Here is a 17,866-nt window from a genome sequence, read left to right on the forward strand (position 1 = left end):
ACATTTCCTGTAACTTAAGATAGCACCACCTATAGTGCTTTGTCAAGTGTATTTTCTATTTTTTTGTGGAGATTTTGTGAACACGAAAAAACCATGTAGAAAACTGAATCATCCACATGGTTTCCGTATTTATTCTTCTGTACTTTCTTCTGCTGTTTCTTCCTCTGTGTCCTCACCAGACTGTCCGTCTTCGGATCGTGTCTTCAGAAAGGTATATTCTCTCTGCGCATCTCCATCATCCGGATAGCTTTCCAGATAGGTTTCCATTTTCTGAAGAGCAGTTGTAAAATCCCCTTTATATTCATACACTGCGATCTCCGATGCCAGCAGTTTCTGCAGGCATCCGCCATTTCCCATGGAAATACCGGCTTCCAGTGTTGATGCAGCTCCATCGTAATCCTGATTATCAAGCTGCCAGGAGGCTACTTTTTCATAGGCATCCTGATGTTTCACATTCCCGCTGTTCAGATAATTCTGATAAAGGGTTATGGCATATTCCGGATTCCCCATCTCATTGTAAAGCTGCGCCTGCCAGTAGATTCCTTCCGTATTTCCCTCTTTTACTGCGGTTTCCAAATAGGACTTTGCATTGGTATAATCTTCCATATAATAAGAGAGTCTTCCCAGCATAATTTTATCTTTCTTCGAAGTCATCCCCATGGCACTGGCGAAATCCGCATTGGCAGCTTCCCTGTTCTCTGCTGCCCGATAGAGCAGTCCTCTGGTCAGATACATTTCCTGGCTTTTCTTTACATCCAGAACTGCACTGCAGACAGTGATGGCATCCTCCGTATTTCCTTCTGCATACAGTGCCGATGCTTTATAGGCTGCAATGTCCATCTCCAGGTTTCCCACATACATATCGGAAAGTCCCAATGCTTCATCATAGGAAGCAACTGCCGCTTCATAGTCTCCTTCTTTTGCCTGTTCCATACCCTGGGAGCGAAGCGTCATCTGCTGCTCCTGTACAGCCTTGCTGTTTCCACAGCCCGCCATCAGAATCATGCAGAACATGGCAGCCATAACTGCAGTTATTCGATGCTTTCTCATAGGTTTTCCTCCTTCTCCCAGAATTTCCGATTCATGGTGCATGCCAGAATCACTTTTTCCGGAAGCCGCTCATATTGCTGTCCCAGCTTATAACCCAGAAGCTTCCCGGCACTCTGTGTCATCACCTGAATCATCAGCCATGGTTTTCCGATCCTGATACAATAGGAAAGACTTTTCTTTACAAGACGGATTCCCTCAGATTCTGACCGAATACCGCCAAAAATCTCCGGATGCATGGTCTGGGATACCGCCAGATCAAAATTCCGGTGGAACTGTTCCAGGGCACTGTAATTATGAGAATGCACCACCTGCGCATCTGCGCAGTAAGCGATCTTTCCGCCTTTTTTCACAATAGTTCCCGCATAGATCATATCCTCATTAAAAATGGTCCTTTTCACAAATCCACCCAGTTCCAGATATTTGTCCCGCCTCCATGCCGCACACACATTGGAACAGAAAAAGGTCTTGATTCCAAGTATCGGAAGATCTTCTTTTCCCTTGATTCTGCTCTCCTCCGGATAGTTAAAACTTCTTGTATATTTTTCCACTTCCCTGCAGTTCTCTTTTGGCAGCTGTCTTGCATAGGCAGCCCAGACTTCCGGATCATCAAAAGCCTTCAGAAGTGTCCCTGCCATATGTTCATCCGCCGGAATGGCATCCTGCGTCATGCAGATCACTACATCTGCGTCTGACATGCGGATTCCCTGGTCTCTGGTTCCGCCATGGTCAAACTCCGCCCTGGTCACATGATGTACTTCCGCTTTCGGATGGTCTTTCAGAATCTCTGCCGGAAAACAGGCCTCCTCCGTATTCATCAGTATGATTCTGTTTACCGGATAGTCCTGCGCTTCCAGAAGGGAGAGCAGCTGTTCCAGCTCTTTGCCCGGATGATATACCGGGATCAGTACGTCTGCCGTTCTTTTCATTTACCTGTCTCTTTCTTACTTTCTTTCTGATAAAAAAAGCGAGGAAGTATTTTCTTCCTCGCCTGATGTCTGAAATCAATATCCGGTCTCTGTTGTAATCTGGCTGGAGATTGCTTTTACTTCATCTGACGGCTGATAATCCGTTGTACCGAACAGATACTCATGAAGCTGTTTTACATTTTCTTCCAGATTTACCGGAATTACACAGGAGCCTTTGCCCTTTACAGTAGCAGCCGCCTTGTCAAACGGGAAACCGGTGGTATCCACGATATCGTAGGTCAGAAGCTGCGGAGCCATTGCAAGAAGCTCATCGTTGGTATAATTGGTAGCTGCCAGCGGGAATACAGCATCGATAATATCATTTACCTGGCTGATATCCATGGTCTTTGCCTTGCTGACAATCTGCATGATTACTTCTCGCTGACGCTCAGTACGCTTGAAGTCATCACCTGCAGTATAACGGATACGGCAGTAGGAAGTTGCCTGTACACCGTCCAGTGTCTGAAGTCCGGTCTTTGTCAACGGAGTAGTCTTCACGCCGGTAACCTCGGATGTCTCTACAATGTAGTTATTCAGATGCTCAATCTCAGCATCATCAACGTCAATGTCAATGCCGCCCAGGAGATCAATTGCCTTGGTCATTGCCGCAAAGTCCACACTGATATAATACTGGATATCCAGATCCAGGTTCTTATTCAGCATGCTCATGGCCTGCTGCGGACCACCTGCGGAATATGCACCATTACACTTGTTGAACTTTCCATTCGTCAAATCAAGATAGGTATCACGGTATACACTGACCAGTTTTACTTCTTTGGTATCATTATTGATACTTGCAATAATGACGGTGTCACTTCTGTTTCCGCTTCCCAGCTGTCCTGCCTGACGGGTATCGAGGCCGAAAAGTGCCACCGTTGTATATCCCTTCATGGACTCCAGGGTAGATTCCTGAATTGTGTCATTCACTTCTACTTTTTCCGGGTCTACCTTCGGCTTCTGGAGCTTATCCAGCTTGCTTACTACCCAGAATCCAAGCACCAGAATCAGAATTACCGCGATCTCGATACCGAAGATCATCATGCGCTTTTTCTTTCTGGCCGCTTTTTTCTTAGCTCCCCCTCTGCTTCCTTTCGCTGACGCGGTCTTCGCAGAAGATGTCTTATGAGCCGTAGCTTTTTTCGAAGTCGTCTTTTTCATCGTTTCTTTTGCCATAGTTCATCCTTTCTACGCCTGTTAATAAGCATTCTTATTTACAAAGCCCTTGAAGAACGTAAGAAACAGAATTTTAAAATCCAGTCCCATAGTCCAGTTCTCAATGTAATACAGGTCGTATTCAATACGCTTTTTAATAGATGTATCCCCGCGGAAACCATTCACCTGCGCCCATCCGGTGAGTCCTGGGCGAACCTGATGTTTGATCATATAACGAGGAATCTCTTCACGGAATTTTTCCACGAAGAAGGGCCGTTCCGGTCTTGGACCTACAAGGCTCATGTCACCTTTCAGAATGTTGAACAGCTGCGGAAGCTCATCGATGCTGGTCCTCCGGATTACTTTGCCCACTGCTGTTACGCGGGGGTCATTTCGCACGGTCCAGGCTTTCTTTTCGCTTTTCTCAGACTGCACTTCCATAGATCGGAACTTATACATCTGAAATGTCTGGTTATGGAGTCCTACTCGCTCCTGTTTATATATCAACGGTCCTTTGGATGTTGTCTTTACCAAAATGGCCGTAACCAGCATCACTGGTGAAAAAAGGATAATGGCAACAACTGCGCCCACAATATCCACTGTCCGCTTGCAGACCATGTTAAACGTATTGGTCAGCGGCACATGTCTGATATTCACTACCGGAAGCCCCAGAAGATCTTCTGTATAGGGTCTCGTCGGTATAATATCATTATAGTCCGGAACGAATTTTGTATGCACGCCGGACTTCTCGCAGATCGCAACGATCCGCTTCAATTTATAGTATTCCCGGAGAGCAAGCGTAATCGCAATCTCATCCAGGCGGTTATTCTCCAGAATCTGTTCCAGTTCTTCCGTTGTTCCGAGGACCGGCACATTTTTGTAAGTATATCCCGTCTCTTTGTTATCATCCAGAATTCCGCACACACGGTATCCCCACTGAGGATTCGCATAGATACGGTCGATGAATGCCTCTGCTGCACTGCTGTATCCTACAAAAATAATGTGGCGCAGGTTAAATCCGCTCTTTCGTATCTTTCTGAGACAGATACGAATCAGATTACGGACAAGAATCTCCATCACAATGTTGACTACACAGAAGTAGAACAGCATGGTTCTGGAATATTCATATGCATAACCGTTATATTCCCTCAACAGGAAAAATACAGCCATGACAATCAGCAGTCCAAATGCATTGGCCTTGACAATATTACCAATCTCAAGCCTGCGGCCCTGTACTCTCTTTGCCGTATACATGTTAAATGCCAGATACAGCATCAGATACAACGGTACAATTCCAGCCAGAGCCACCATATAAAGGACAAACCCAAGTCCAGGTGGATCACGCAGAATTACAAACTTATAGACCCAGGCCAGAAAATATGATACGCAAATGACGGCGGCATCTATTACAACATGAATCCGATTAAAATACCGTTGGTTATCCTTAATCAAATTTTCTCACCTATAATTCCCCCTTCGCTGCATCCTGTCAGGAACATCCTGTCTATTTTCCAAGCCGCAACAGATTTCGCAGTAATTCCAGCTCAATTGCCAGACAGCGAATCACATGCTGCTTTCCAAAAGATGTTCTTCTGTCCGGATTCGATCTGCACAGCTGAATTCCTCTTACGAGGCCTTCCCTGTAATCCCTGCCCAGACCTTTCTTCACGAAAAAAAGATACTTTATCAGAAAACCCGCCAATAACAGCGGTGAATTCACTATAATCTGAATCAGCGGCATATTTTTGTAAATCAGGTAAAGATTGTTGCCCGCTGAGTGCACCACTTTAAAATGATTGTAGCGGGAACCGCTGGTGCCGCTTCCCACATGGTAAACCTTTGCTTCCGGTTCATACCAGTGATAATATCCCGCCAGTTTTGCCCGGTAGGACAAATCCATATCTTCCAGATAGGCAAAATGGGCTTCATCAAATCCACCCAGTCTTTCTGTCAGGCTCTTCCGGTATATTGCCGCTCCTGCACAGGAAGAAAAAATCTTCTGTCCACTACGGTAATTCTCCACCGGACGTCCCTTGCCTCTGGCCATTCCCCAGCCAAGGACGCAGTAAAAATCTCCCGCATCATCCATTTTGCTGTGATCATGGTACTGTATCATACATGCCTGACAGGAAAAACGCTTTCTGTCCTTCTTGATAGACGCAAGAAGCCGAAGTGCAAAATCCGGCTTGATCTCCGTGTCATTATTCAGAAGAATCACATATTCACTCTCGGCATACCGAAAACCTTCATTCACTGCCCGGCAGAAGCCATAATTCTTTTCCAGGCAGATCAGGCGGCAGGCAGGAAACTCTGTTCTGATATATTCCTGGCTCCCGTCAGTGGAACCGTTATCCACTATTAAAACCTCGGCCGATACTCCTTCCTGTTTTTCCACAGAACGAAGACATGCGCCAAGGTAGGCAATTCCATTATAATTCGGGATTACAATCGTTACATCCGGCATATCCTATCCTCTTTTTTCAGTGATTATTCCCGGATTCGAAAATCCGTATCATCCAAAGAAAGATTACAGTTGTAAAAGGCATCCGGTACTTCCAGAAGCTCTTTCCATTTTTTCATAAACTGTGCTGCCGGTCTTACTGCCAGTTTTCTCCCTCTTCGATGATCCTGAAGAATCAAGGCGATACCAGGCTCATAGATATTACTGTAACCCAGTTGTTCGAGTTTCAGACACAGATCCACATCTTTCATCCGGTCCTCTACGTCTTCTGAAAAGCCTCCGGCTTTCAGGAACAGTTCCCGCTTTACCATCATGGCTTTTCCGCTGACTGCGTGATAATTCTGCTGCAGAATCACTTTATGCAGATATCCGCTGTGTCCTGCTTTCAGTCCCTGGAACACATCTCCCACCATGCCGTGGAGTCCCAGAACTTTTGCACCATAACAAAGTCTGTGGCTGCTGTCGTAGACACGTCCGCCGACTGCTCCGGCTTCCGGTCTCTGCGCATTTCCAAGAAACAGCTCCATATATCCTCTGGTGATCCGTCCGGTTTTCCCGTCCAGAAAGAGGAGATAATCGCTGTCAAGTTTTTCCGCCAGACTGGTAAATGTTACAAATTTATTACACGCACTAGTACAATATACTACTTTTATTAAAGTTTGTCTATGTTCTTTTATAAAATTCAGAATTAATTTATTTTTTTTGGGGGCATCCAGAAGGATTAGGATTTCAACATTTCTATAACTTTCCACCCTGGAAAGCGCCCTCGCAAAACGCCCCATTGACGACATGTCCGGTGGGTCAAGAACGACAATGCTGACTTTGGGATCTCCTTTTACGGGATATTTAATCCGGTAAAATCCCGGATTATCCATACATTCAATGCGGGCATCCGTACCGGTTCTTTCAAAATGTTCTTCCAGCGCTTTTCTGCCTGCCTCATAGGCATAACTTTTACTGTCCGGATTACCTGCCGTAGATGCCTGATGGCATCTCCAGTGATAAAGCACCTGCGGAATATGTCCGATCTCACCTGCCAGCTCACTGCAGCGCAGAATAAAGTCATAATCCTGCGCGCCGTCAAATGATTCCCGGTATCTTCCGGCTTTCTCAAGAAGCTTCTTTCCGACCACAAGGAAATGACAGATATAGTTGTTGCTTCTTAAAAGATCCAGGCTGAAATCCGGTTTGTAATGAGGATGAAAATAAGTCTTCGAGTCAAACGTCACCTTATCTTCATCTGTGTAAAGCATATCCGCATCCCGATGGTTCTGAAGAAAACGTACGATCTCAAACAGGGCATGTTTTTCCAGAAAATCATCATGATCCAGAAGTGCCACATAATCACCTGATGCCAGATCAAGAGCCGCATTGGTATTTCCGGCAATCCCCAGATTTTCCGGAAGTTTCTCGTACCGGACTCTTGGATCCTTCTCTGCATAGGCTTTTAATATGCGCTCCGTATGGTCGTCATCTCCGCTTCCATCTGCAAGACACAGTTCCAGACTGGCGTAGGTCTGTCCCAGAACAGACTCCACCATCTCTCTTAAAAAAGCCTCTGGAGTGCGATAAACCGGCACTACAATACTGATCAGCGGTTCATAGGAAAACCGATGCTCCCGCTGCAGCTGCAGCTCACTTCCCACAGGTCTTCCTGCAAACAGAAACTCCTGATAATTTTTCTCCAGACGATCCCTTTCCAGACGATCTCTTGCTTTCAGATACAGTTTTGACAGACCGTAGTTTTTCATATAATGATAACCACGTTTTGCGTAATCAGCTTTCATAAATTAAAAGGTAACCTCGCCATCATGTGCAATCAGAGATGCTCCGATCATTCCGTCCAGAGCTGCTACTTCAGATACCAGTCCGCTTTCATCTTTCACGCGGAGCTCTACCACCATATCCAGACGTCCTTTGGACAGGTTTCTGGATTTTACTTTGTAAGATTTTGCATATTTTCCAACCACATCAAGTACGGTCTGCTCATCATCCATTTTGGAACTGTTGACAACCAGCATCATCGGCGCTCTGCTGACCGGGATCATATCCAGAACCAGAATAAATACCGTAACAGCTACGGAAGTAACCAATGCCACTTCATACAGGCCTGCTCCACAGATGATTCCGATACTGATAGACCAGAATAAGAACACAAGATCCATCGGATCTTTGATAGCGGTACGGAAACGTACGATGGACAGTGCGCCGACCATACCAAGAGAAATCACCAAGTTGGACTGCATAGCCAGAATGATGGCTGCAGTGATCAGGGACATAGCTGCCAGGGCAATATTAAAGTTTTTGGAATAAAACACCTTTCTGGTCACCAATCGGTAAATTGCAAAAATGTAAAGTGCCAGAAGTGCGGTCACAAACAGCGTTGCCGCAATCTTTGCGGTCGTAATGTCCATGCCATTGAACCCTTCCAGAAATGATTTTTTAAATACGTCTTTAAATCCCATCTTATGTAATCTCCTTTTCTTTTTTTATAATTTAAAGATGATATTTTCTACAAAGATAATATTTGGAATAAGCGGTCTGTCTCAGATTATCAAGCTGTGCGGCCTGATAAATGTAATCCGGCAGATATTCGTCATATTTTACTTCCAGGATGTGATGCCCCGCCGGCATGATCGGCCTTAATGGAATCTGGTCTTCCAGGAACAGATCCGCCCGGGAGCTTCCCCTGATGTTTTCGTCCAGCGTCACGCGTACATTGCCAAGGGGATAGATGTACGGTACGCGGTCATACTCTACGATCACCTTTGGCTGCATCAGCGTTGTCTTCATGAGCATCACCAGCTTGTTCAAAAGAGGCGGCGTCCCTTTTGTGATCTCAGGAGTCTGTCCCGCCATCAGCATTCTGCACTGCTCCTCTGTCAGCGGGCAGGATATTTTCTGTGTCTTTCCCCTGACTTTTCTTTTCAGTTCCAGAGAAATACGTTCTGCGCTGTGATTATAGATCCGGATACGGAACTTTTCCCTTGGATCTGTTCCTGCCTCATTTTCCATCAGACACCGATCATAGTAATCATCAAAATACAGGCTCCGGATGTTATAGATGCCATCCTCTCCCGCATGGGGATCAAGCGGAATCAGCCCCGACAGCCGGCACTGAAGATTCTTCAGCTGTGCATAGGAGCATTCATACTTGAACTCATGCCGGAACCTGTTCTCCATCAATGACGGATCAAATACTTTTGGTTCCATAGATTCACTCTCATTTCTATCTTATTATTGTGTCACTTCTCTATCTGTTCATCCATGTTTTTCATAGTTTTGTCAAGCCATGCAATTCTCGTTTTCAGATAGGATTCCATTCCTTCATAATCACCGTCATGCCGGCTGTCCGGCCAACGTGCCGCGTCTCTCGCAAATGCACCGGAATCCTGTACCTCATGAATGCAGTCATCCAGCATATTCTTAAGATTTTCATCTGACAGCTCATCCTGTCGGAGTTTCTGCCATCTGGCCGCCACTTTTTCCCAGATATTTCCCACATCCAGTTTTAAAAGCCGGTCCAGAAACGGCCATTCCAGATAATCCTGCGCATGTTCCGGCGACCACTGCACATACAGTTGTTCCCCATCATCCACATAGGTATTTCCCCAGGTCAGGTCTGTATCCCATGGCACCAGATACATCCGGTAACCGTCGGATTCCTTTTTGAAAGCAAAGAACATGTTTTTATAAATATTGTCTTCTGCATACATCATCTGCAGATACAGCCAGATGTCTGCAACGTTGTCCATATTAAGCAGCTTTTCCGCTTCTGCCCGAAACGTTTCATCGTCAGACTGGCACATTTCCACAAATGTCCGGAAACATTTCCAGTCCTCTCCATTTCCCTGACCATTTCGTCCTTTCAGTTCCATTCCGAGAACTGTCAGGTATTCAGACGGAGCAACGGAATCCATGGTCTCCGCCAGAAGTTCTCTTCCGTAAGTCCTCTTATAGAGATATTCCTGATCTGAAATTTCCAGCTGCGTGCTGTCTATCGGTTCAAAAATCCCGTAAAGACCTCTGTACTCTCCGTTCACCACCAGCTCCACATATTTCATGCTGGTGCCAAACCGGGTGTCATAAGGTGTATCCCATGCTCCAAGCCTGTCCCAGATCCGGGTGTTGAACTGATCCCGCACTTTCGTGCCGTCACTGTATATGGCATAAAAGATCCAGGAATCGGACTTCCTCATTCCCAGAACCTTTTCTTTGTTTTTATTGATTACACCTGTGGATGTGACAGAGATCAGATCCACCCGGTAACCCTTCTTCGGGTAAGCTCTGGTCGTCTGACCTCTCTCGTGTGCCTGAAAAACTGATTTGAGTGTCCAGTCTTCCTTTCCACAGTTTTCATAGAACTCGACGCTTCCGGCAAATACCGTATCCACATCAAGGCTTGCATCTGTCTCCATACGTACCACCGGCAAACCGGTGAATACCACATAGATTGTCGTACAGGTTCCTTCCTTTTCATTCCATGCCAGAAACGGCACTGCATAACCGGATGAAACCGTCTCTTTTTTTTCAAGACGCGTATAATCTTCCAGTGGAAGGATTCCAAATTCCCCACTCTGGTCGGCAAAGGTTCCTGCTTCCCATGCATCCGTTTCCATATCTACCGGAAGATAGAATGTCAGACTTTCCCTGTCACATGCCAGCAGTTCGCCTTTAAAACACAGCTGCACGGAAGTTCCGTCAAGAGTCTTCGCCAGGCGTTTCTGCAGTTTACGCGCTTCATGAACCTCACCTTTCAGAGCACCGCTCTCATAAGTGTCCTGGATTTCGGCATGTTCAGATTCATGTACGAAAAAAAAGAGGGAGCCAATGAATAGCAGTACGCTGAAAAGCAGCGCCATCTTTTTTACCACTCTGTCTCTCCTGTCTATTTTATACGAAATCTTTTCGCAACTTTATTTAGAGTTCATTATATCAGCTTTGCCGTGGATACGCAACTTTACTTTTTCTTTACACGCTCAAACAGACATTGTGATACAGAAGTTAAGAAATTGTTCACGTTTCCGCAATGCCTTATCCCTTTACTTTTCCGGGTAATCTGTGTTATGGTAAACCAAATATATTAAGTAACTGTTAAGGAGATCCTGCAATGATGAAAAAAAGACTATTGCTTCTTGCAGCCCTGCTGATAATTGCAGCGGCAGGCTGCGGTAAAGCAGATTCAGAAAATACAGAACAGCCGGCCGCAGAGGAAGCTGTTCAAGAAGAAGTAAGCCCTCCGGCCCCCGGCGAAGAGACCTGGAGCACCGCACCTTCCTACTCTGCCACGCTGATCACCTCCACTCCTATCCGATATCTTTCCGTTACCGTAGGAGCAGCCGAGTCAGATGTCAATATGACCTGGTATTCCCCTTCTTCCGTCTCAGGTGAAGTGCTTCTTACTACTGCTGATGACACGGATTTTGCGAATGCCCAGTCCTTTCCGGCATCAGATCCCACTGCTTCGGAGATCACTTCCGGATATTATGTAAACCGCGCTGCGGTAAGCGGTCTTTCACCGGAAACAGAGTATATTTATAAAGTAGGAAATGAAGAAGGATATTCTCCGGTCTACTCCTACACCACTCCGCCATTCTCTGATACGTTCCGTTTTACGGCTATCGGAGATCCTCAGCTTGGCAAACCGGTTGATGAGCTTGATAACCAGAAAACCACTTTTAAAAAGGTGCTGAACAAAATCAAATATCATTTTCCGGCTTCCAGTTTTCTGATCTCTCTTGGTGATCAGGTCAACGATTATAACGATACGGAACAGTATGACGCCTTTTTAAACCAGCCGGTACTTTACAGCCTTTCCCTGGCTCCTGTCAAAGGAAATCACGACATGGGTGGTCCGGAGTATTCCGAGCACTTCACTCTTCCGGATCAATCAAATCTTGGTACCTGTGATGACGAAGGTGATGGAGATTACTGGTTCGTACGCGGAGATGCCCTTTTTATGGTGCTGGATGTAATGGATGAAAATAAATGGGGCGACCATGAAGAATTTATCGCGGATGCCTGTGAAGCCAATCCAGATATTCGCTGGAAGCTGGTCTTCTCTCACTATTCTCCCTATAATTCCTATGAGGAATATATGGAAAAAGGCCAGGAGATGCGCCCCTATTTTCTGAAGTTTGCAGACGACTATGATATCGACGCTGTGCTTTGCGGACACAATCACTGCTATATGAGAAGTTATTTTATCAATGGAGACGGAACCTGGCAGGATTACGAAAGTCCTGCTGTTGATCCGGAGGGCACCCTATATCTGACCCTTGGTTCTTCCAGCGGAAGTCTTTATCACAAACCTTCTGCCCAGGACGAAGCGGCTGTCAGTGAAAAGCAGAAAAGCCCCCAGGTGACTGATGTGCAGGTTTCTCCTGACTCCCTGACTTTCACGACTTATGATGCAGAGACCTGGGAAATCATTGATACTTATGAAATTGATAAAAGTGTAGGATAAATTTCCGACACTGCAAAAAACGGCTGCGCCAGCATCGAGGTGGCACAGCCGTTTTTGTATTCTTTTTAATTTTTCTTTTCAATAAACATCTTTCTGGTCACAAAATTGTAAACCATTACAATGGCCGTCGCACCAATCTTGGTAATCATATAATGGATTCCCATGAGGTCCGTTCCCAGCCACATGCAGAGTTCGTTGACACCAAGACCTACAATACTCAACAGCACGAACACAATAAATTCTTTTATCTTATTTTTATCTTTGTCAGTCTCAAAAACAAAGGCCACGCTTAAGATATAATTGACGGTTACGGATACGGAGAAGGAAACCGTACTGGAAACCATATAATTGATTCCAAACACTTCCGTCAGGAAAACCATGATCCCATAATCAATAAAGAAACATAAGACTCCCACAAAACCAAATTTAATCATCTGTTGAATTAATTTTACCATATATTTACTCCCATTCTGCTTTTGTTCCGCAGATCACACTGTACAGACAGTCTGCAATCTGTTCATAAGCTGCTCTTCCCGGATGTACCGCATCTGTCGGAACTTCCTGCATCACATCCGAGTGGGGACTTACCGGTTCCTCCGTCGTGTCAAAATTATTGGCACTGTCCACACAGATTGCTGCCGGAACAAAATATAGATAATCTTCATCATTCAGTGTTTCTTCCAGATAGGTCATCAGATGAAAAACTTTCTGATCTTCCTCATATTTATACCGGTCACTGTAAAGAGCATACCCCTTATTATTCCAGGAACCGATACCATCCTGATTGGCCGGATAGATGGTATGCACCAGATAAATCGGCAGTTTCGGCTCATCTTCATGAATTTTCTTCACAATTTTGATAATATTATCACCATTTTCCACCGGATCTACATCCAGTCCGTTGGTCCCCAGGAACAATTCCACCGCATCCGGGTGAAAATCTGTTTTTTTCTTATAATAATTCCAGTCAAAACTGCCGGTTTCCTCATTATAGAACGGATGCACTTCTTCATGGGGGTCTTCCATCGTGTACGGACTGTCGGTCAGATAGTTGGCTGCCGAAAAGCCTCTTCTCGCCTCTGTCAGAGAGCCGCCCACACCGCGGGTTCCCATATAGACAATCTGATTATCCGTAAGCGTATTCAGTTCTTCATAAGTTGCTGTATTGCAGGACAGGCTGTCTCCGATGGTCAGCAGTGAAAAACTTTTTTCCTGCTCTCCCAAGTCTTCTACAATCTTTAACGTGGTCGATGTCGTTGCCACCTGAGTTCCATTATCATCAAAAATGGTGAAGATCAGCGGATACTCACCCAGCAGTTCCTCCGTTCCCGTAATCGAAAACTTCCGCTGCATGTTCTTTCCCACTGCACAGGTCCATTTCACATTATAATCCTCAATACGGGTTCCAAGAGAAGAGACCTGACTGTTATAAAGTTCCAGCGTCACGCCCTGTGCCACATATATTTTTTCAGGAAGAAACAGCTGCACGCTGGCGTACAGGCCTTCATCATTCTGCACGACTCCTTTTGCATCCAGTTTCTTATTCAGTTTGCTGACTTCGTATTCTCTTGCCAGTTCATGGATTACCAGCACTGCTCCCAGAAAAATACAGCAGATGGTCAGTGCCAGTATCGTACTGCGGTATGCATTTCTGATGACTTTTTCCCGTTCAATTCTCTTCATGTCTCAACCTCTAAAAGCGCAGGGTAAAATCAGAATAATCCAATGAAAAATTCGGATTATAATAGGGATCTCCGGCATCCAGCTGTGCTTTCCATTTTTCACGGAAATGCGCGCATTCTCTTTCATAACGGCGAAGCTTCTCGCCTTCTTCCATTCCTCTTGTCTTGGATTCATAGTGATAAAGCTCTGCAAATGGAGTGAAAATATTTAAATATCCTGCTTCTCTGAGCTTCAAGCAGAAGTCCACGTCGTTGAGAGAAATCGTAAAACTTTCATCCAGGCCGCCCACCTGATCGTAAGCAGCTCTGCTCACCATAAGGCATGCACCCGTGACAGCTGTCACATCCTGTGCATAACAAAGGCGTCCCATATAACCCAGATGCTGTCTTGGCATCTTATAATGGGTATGTCCTGCAGAACGATGGGCTCCAAGACCGATGACCACACCCGCATGCTGGATCGTATCATCTCCATAATAGAGCTTTGCTCCGGCTGCACCCACGTCTTTTCGCTGTGCATACATAAGAAGCTGCTCCATCCAGTCGGGAGTAATGACTTCTGTATCATTATTTAACAGAAGCAGATACTCTCCCCTGGTCTTACTTACACCAAAGTTGTTGATCCTGGAGTAGTTAAACTCGCCTTCGTAGGTCACTACCTGTACCTGAGGCAGTGCTTCCAGTTCTTTATAATAGTCAAAGATGCTCTGTTCCTTGCTGTTATTCTCCACAACCACGATCTCGTAATTGGTCCAGGTAGATTTGTTCACGATGGACTGAATACATCTTCTTAAGTCTTCCACATGATCCTTATTGGGAATCACAATGCTTACAAGGGGCGTTCCGGTAATGGGATATTTGATCTGGAAAATAGTCGGGAATGCTCTTGTGCTCTCCACTTCCACTTCAATGCCATAGTAATCCCGCATATGATCATGCACCGCACGTTTTGCCGCATCAATCGCATAGGTCTTTGCTCCGATATCTGCCGCCACCGACTGGGGATGAGATCTCCAGTAGTAGAGAATCTTCGGAATATGCTGTACATTCTTTGCCTCTTCCGTCAGACGTAAGATCATATCATGATCTTGGCTTCCGTCGTACTCGGAGCGGAACAGCCCGGTCTTCTTCAGAAGATCCGCATCAAACATGGAGAAGTGGCAGATATAGTTGTTGGCCCGCAGGTTGTCCGGGGAATAATCCGGTTTAAAATGCAGGACAATCAGATCGTCAAGATTCGGGGAGGTAAAGGTTGCCTCATCTGTATAGACATAATCCGCATCCTTCTCACAGACTGTCTTCACACACTCAAAGAGCAGGCTCGGATGCATCACATCATCATGGTCAAAAAGTCCAATGAAATTACCCGTTGCCATGGAAAAGCATACATTGGTATTTCCGGAAATTCCCAGATTCTTCTCAATCTTTTTGTAGATGATTCTCTGGTCCTTTTTCTGATAATCAAGACAAATTTCACCCACATCCTGATGTTTGTCATCACTGCCGTCTGCCAGACAGAGTTCCCAGTTTTTATAGGTCTGTGCCTGCACGGACTCAATCATCTCCCGCAGGAATTTTTCCGGGGTATTGTAAAGAGGTACCAGCACGCTGATCTTGATCTCTCTTGGAAATACAGTCTCTTCTTCTCTCCGGCGCTCTTCTGCATTCGGAAAGCTCTTTGTTCCAAAATCCACCCGTTTGGCTGCCTCACCTTTTTTCTGTTTCCAGCGTTTGTACATTCCCTTGATGCCGCCATAATGGATGTAAGCATTGCGGGTACGGATCACAAAATGAACCACCACGCGGACTGGCTTGGATAGTTTCCAGTACCATGTATCTCTCACTGCGTCAAATCGTTTGTCTCTGTGTTCAGGCAGATCTGCCTGATTGTTTTCTTTACTCATACGAATTTCCTTCTATTGAAACTTATCTGCTCTTTAATATATTTTTAAGTTTCTTAAGAAACTTAAATGGCATACTGTTGGTAAGCCGTTCTGCTGCCCTCACCCGGTTCAGAAGATGCATGCAGGCATAGGCCGTATCCGGATACAGTTCCTGAATGGTCAGTTCCACATAGAGCCGTCCGGTTCCCTCCACGAGACCGGAGATCACAATCTGCGGATCCGTGGTCGTATACAGGATTCCCTGCTGCTCCAGTTCCCGTCCATTATGGCTCCAGCCTGGATTGTAACTGCCGCCCAGTTCTCCCAGAATACGCTTTATCTTTACCAGACAGGGCGTCTCTGCCGGATCAAGTCTCAGTCCGCGGATATCCGCCGGAAGCAGAAGCTCCAGCCGGACATTTCCTTCCTTGTCAGCTTCCGTCTCCACCCAGTAACTGGTGTCTTCCGAAAATCCGCTGCCGCAGTCAGGATAAATCTGAATCCGGTTCTTCTTCACCTGACGTAACAGTTCTTCCCGCGTAATCGTCCGTCCTGCCGTATGGAGATACTGTGCCCCGATAGTCACCGTTCCATCCAGGAGCCACAACTGGAAATGATGTTCCATCTCTGTAAAGACCGCTTCTTCTGCCTCAGAGATTCCCATCTGCGCTATAAGTCCCAGATGCTTTACATCTTCCCGGCTGTTAAGATAAAGAGATACTGCTCTCCAGATCAGATATTCCACCGGCACCTGTACCGGGAATGTCCACTCATAATCAATGATCTGGGTACCATCCTTTGTCTCCATGAGATTTCCGAAGATCCAGTCCAGATTATTGATGGATGCACCGCTGTATGCTTTTGTAAAGTCAGGGTTACCGAACATCTCTATGAATTCCTGGCTTTTTGCAAATGGCTTTATTTCTTTTGCAAGTGCCGCTGTCAGAAGTTTCCGGTAACGCTGCAGCTCTGCTGCAAGCCCTGCATAATCTTTTTCCTGCCGCTTTTCATCCAGCAGCTCCTCAAAGGTCCGCCCATGCAGGAATTCAAAATAGGCTGCACCATCTTTTAATTCACATCGGTTGGCGCGAAGTCCCGCCTCCCGGTACTGCACATCCAGCACCTCTTCCCAGTGTTTTAGTTCCTTCACATGGGAAACTGCCTCTGCAGACACCGGCACCTTCCGTACCTGCCGATGAGCAGCATCTCCCAGAATATCCGTCCGAATCATGAACCGCTCTGCACGGTCATTGGAATATTTTACATAGACCGGGCAGTCCTTTCTTTCCGGTCCTGCAATCATCAGATAGGTATTGGAAAACTCCGGGAACCTGCCATCCTTGATCAGTTCATCATAGACTTGTTCCTCATCAAAGAGTACCATGCGCTCCCCTTCAAAATTCCGGAGATTCTGATTTAATTCCCCTTTCTTCGGAAGCCACTGATCTGAATAGATGCTCATAGGAAACCATCGTTCCGGATAGGGATAATAAAATTGATAATCCGTAAGACCGCTGTCAGTCAGAATCGTTTCCAGCTCCCGCTTTGAAAAAGAAGTGGCTTTTCCTTCCAGACTGTCAAAATACTGACCTGTATGGGGTTCCTTTGCCCCGGCCCAGTATTTGAGACCAAACCGGTTGTCTGCCGCCAGCACCAGATGACCGTCCGGCTTCAGATGCTGTTTCAGAATGTTCAGCGCCTGTTGTTCCGGATATTCTCCGGTAAAATATCGATGTGTTTCCGTCAGCACACCCGGGGCCACAATCCAGTCGAATCTCGGAAGGGTTTCCAGCGTTGTCCACACACTTCCGCCAAATACGGAGATGTTATCCACCGTCTGCCACCGTTTTGCCAACAGTCTGCACCGACTCACACTTTCCTCCAGACAGATGACTTTCTCTGCCTTCTTTGCAAGTCCCCCCGTCAGCTGTCCGCTGTCGGCGCCAAATTCCAGCACTGTATCTGTCATTTTCACCGGCAGCCATTCTGTCAGATTTCCGCGAAGATGAGATAAATGATAAAGAACAGGGAAGGACGGTGCCTGTGCCCTCTTACAGTCAAAGCCTTCCTCCAGCAGCTGCTCCACCAGAAGATCTTCCGGGCGGGGCTGCTGCAGTAAAGCAGTCTCCTCATCATATGTCACTGTTACATGGCCAAACTGTTCCTGCATATGCATTCCTTCCTGCCTGCTGCAAAAATTTTTCCGA

General features: G+C 46.1%; 14 protein-coding genes. 1 reads left to right on the forward strand and 13 read right to left on the reverse strand.

The annotated features are described in order from the left end of the window. Window positions 1-129: 129 nt before the first annotated feature. The 9 genes from LKD36_RS00980 to LKD36_RS01020 form a co-directional block, all read right to left on the reverse strand. Complete coding sequence (locus tag LKD36_RS00980; protein WP_308458310.1) at window positions 130-1,050, reverse strand: tetratricopeptide repeat protein; 921 nt, start codon at window positions 1,048-1,050, stop codon at window positions 130-132. Then, a complete protein-coding gene (locus tag LKD36_RS00985) occupies window positions 1,047-1,976 on the reverse strand; it encodes a glycosyltransferase (protein WP_118769019.1) in 930 nt (309 codons plus the stop codon). The genes LKD36_RS00980 and LKD36_RS00985 overlap by 4 nt, the downstream gene beginning before the upstream one ends. Window positions 1,977-2,051: 75 nt before the next feature. After that, complete coding sequence (locus tag LKD36_RS00990) at window positions 2,052-3,188, reverse strand: LCP family protein (RefSeq protein WP_308458311.1); 1,137 nt, start codon at window positions 3,186-3,188, stop codon at window positions 2,052-2,054. A gap of 21 nt (window positions 3,189-3,209) precedes the next feature. Then, window positions 3,210-4,619 (reverse strand): undecaprenyl-phosphate glucose phosphotransferase, encoded by a 1,410-nt coding sequence (locus tag LKD36_RS00995; RefSeq protein ID WP_118769018.1) that lies wholly within the window; start codon window positions 4,617-4,619, stop codon window positions 3,210-3,212. 52 nt (window positions 4,620-4,671) lie between these two features. Beyond that, window positions 4,672-5,631 (reverse strand): glycosyltransferase family 2 protein, encoded by a 960-nt coding sequence (locus LKD36_RS01000; RefSeq protein ID WP_308458312.1) that lies wholly within the window; start codon window positions 5,629-5,631, stop codon window positions 4,672-4,674. Window positions 5,632-5,654: 23 nt separating this feature from the next. Continuing rightward, entirely contained in the window at window positions 5,655-7,415 is a 1,761-nt protein-coding gene (locus LKD36_RS01005) for a glycosyltransferase (protein ID WP_308458313.1), read from the reverse strand. 3 nt (window positions 7,416-7,418) lie between these two features. Beyond that, entirely contained in the window at window positions 7,419-8,093 is a 675-nt protein-coding gene (locus LKD36_RS01010; protein WP_308458315.1) for a DUF4956 domain-containing protein, read from the reverse strand. 31 nt (window positions 8,094-8,124) lie between these two features. Then, a complete protein-coding gene (locus LKD36_RS01015) occupies window positions 8,125-8,841 on the reverse strand; it encodes a polyphosphate polymerase domain-containing protein (protein ID WP_308458316.1) in 717 nt (238 codons plus the stop codon). A 32-nt stretch (window positions 8,842-8,873) separates the two neighbouring features. Further along, a complete protein-coding gene (locus LKD36_RS01020; protein ID WP_308458317.1) occupies window positions 8,874-10,502 on the reverse strand; it encodes a CotH kinase family protein in 1,629 nt (542 codons plus the stop codon). A gap of 236 nt (window positions 10,503-10,738) precedes the next feature. On the opposite strand from LKD36_RS01020, the gene LKD36_RS01025 reads away from it, so the two are divergent. Next, window positions 10,739-12,094, forward strand: a complete 1,356-nt coding sequence (locus LKD36_RS01025; protein ID WP_308458318.1) for an FN3 domain-containing metallophosphoesterase family protein — start codon at window positions 10,739-10,741, stop codon at window positions 12,092-12,094. A 65-nt stretch (window positions 12,095-12,159) separates the two neighbouring features. On the opposite strand, the gene LKD36_RS01030 is transcribed toward LKD36_RS01025, so the two are convergent. Genes LKD36_RS01030 through LKD36_RS01045 form a run of 4 tightly spaced genes read right to left on the reverse strand, consistent with a single transcriptional unit; the run spans window position 12,160 to window position 17,829 of the window. Beyond that, window positions 12,160-12,549, reverse strand: coding sequence for a GtrA family protein (locus tag LKD36_RS01030; RefSeq protein ID WP_118769012.1), 390 nt, complete (start codon window positions 12,547-12,549; stop codon window positions 12,160-12,162). Between the two features lie 4 nt (window positions 12,550-12,553). Further along, window positions 12,554-13,777 (reverse strand): SGNH/GDSL hydrolase family protein, encoded by a 1,224-nt coding sequence (locus LKD36_RS01035; protein WP_308458319.1) that lies wholly within the window; start codon window positions 13,775-13,777, stop codon window positions 12,554-12,556. Between the two features lie 10 nt (window positions 13,778-13,787). Continuing rightward, the gene (locus tag LKD36_RS01040) at window positions 13,788-15,680 is read right to left on the reverse strand and encodes a glycosyltransferase family 2 protein (protein WP_308458320.1); all 1,893 of its coding nucleotides are present in this window, start codon (window positions 15,678-15,680) and stop codon (window positions 13,788-13,790) included. A gap of 22 nt (window positions 15,681-15,702) precedes the next feature. Further along, window positions 15,703-17,829, reverse strand: a complete 2,127-nt coding sequence (locus tag LKD36_RS01045) for a class I SAM-dependent methyltransferase (RefSeq protein ID WP_308458321.1) — start codon at window positions 17,827-17,829, stop codon at window positions 15,703-15,705. Window positions 17,830-17,866 lie beyond the last annotated feature (37 nt).

Origin of the sequence: Hominiventricola filiformis (assembly GCF_020686965.1) — a bacterium.
Lineage (GTDB): Bacteria > Bacillota > Clostridia > Lachnospirales > Lachnospiraceae > Hominiventricola > Hominiventricola filiformis.

Excerpts from the sequence above, each read along its gene's own strand:
- LKD36_RS00980 (WP_308458310.1), bottom strand. The coding sequence starts at position 1,050 with ATGAGAAAGCATCGAATAACTGCAGTTATGGCTGCCATGTTCTGCATG.
- LKD36_RS00985 (WP_118769019.1), bottom strand. The coding sequence starts at position 1,976 with ATGAAAAGAACGGCAGACGTACTGATCCCGGTATATCATCCGGGCAAA.
- LKD36_RS00990 (WP_308458311.1), bottom strand. The coding sequence starts at position 3,188 with ATGGCAAAAGAAACGATGAAAAAGACGACTTCGAAAAAAGCTACGGCT.
- LKD36_RS01000 (WP_308458312.1), bottom strand. The coding sequence starts at position 5,631 with ATGCCGGATGTAACGATTGTAATCCCGAATTATAATGGAATTGCCTAC.
- LKD36_RS01005 (WP_308458313.1), bottom strand. The coding sequence starts at position 7,415 with ATGAAAGCTGATTACGCAAAACGTGGTTATCATTATATGAAAAACTAC.
- LKD36_RS01010 (WP_308458315.1), bottom strand. The coding sequence starts at position 8,093 with ATGGGATTTAAAGACGTATTTAAAAAATCATTTCTGGAAGGGTTCAAT.
- LKD36_RS01015 (WP_308458316.1), bottom strand. The coding sequence starts at position 8,841 with ATGGAACCAAAAGTATTTGATCCGTCATTGATGGAGAACAGGTTCCGG.
- LKD36_RS01025 (WP_308458318.1), top strand. The coding sequence starts at position 10,739 with ATGATGAAAAAAAGACTATTGCTTCTTGCAGCCCTGCTGATAATTGCA.
- LKD36_RS01030 (WP_118769012.1), bottom strand. The coding sequence starts at position 12,549 with ATGGTAAAATTAATTCAACAGATGATTAAATTTGGTTTTGTGGGAGTC.
- LKD36_RS01035 (WP_308458319.1), bottom strand. The coding sequence starts at position 13,777 with ATGAAGAGAATTGAACGGGAAAAAGTCATCAGAAATGCATACCGCAGT.
- LKD36_RS01040 (WP_308458320.1), bottom strand. The coding sequence starts at position 15,680 with ATGAGTAAAGAAAACAATCAGGCAGATCTGCCTGAACACAGAGACAAA.
- LKD36_RS01045 (WP_308458321.1), bottom strand. The coding sequence starts at position 17,829 with ATGCAGGAACAGTTTGGCCATGTAACAGTGACATATGATGAGGAGACT.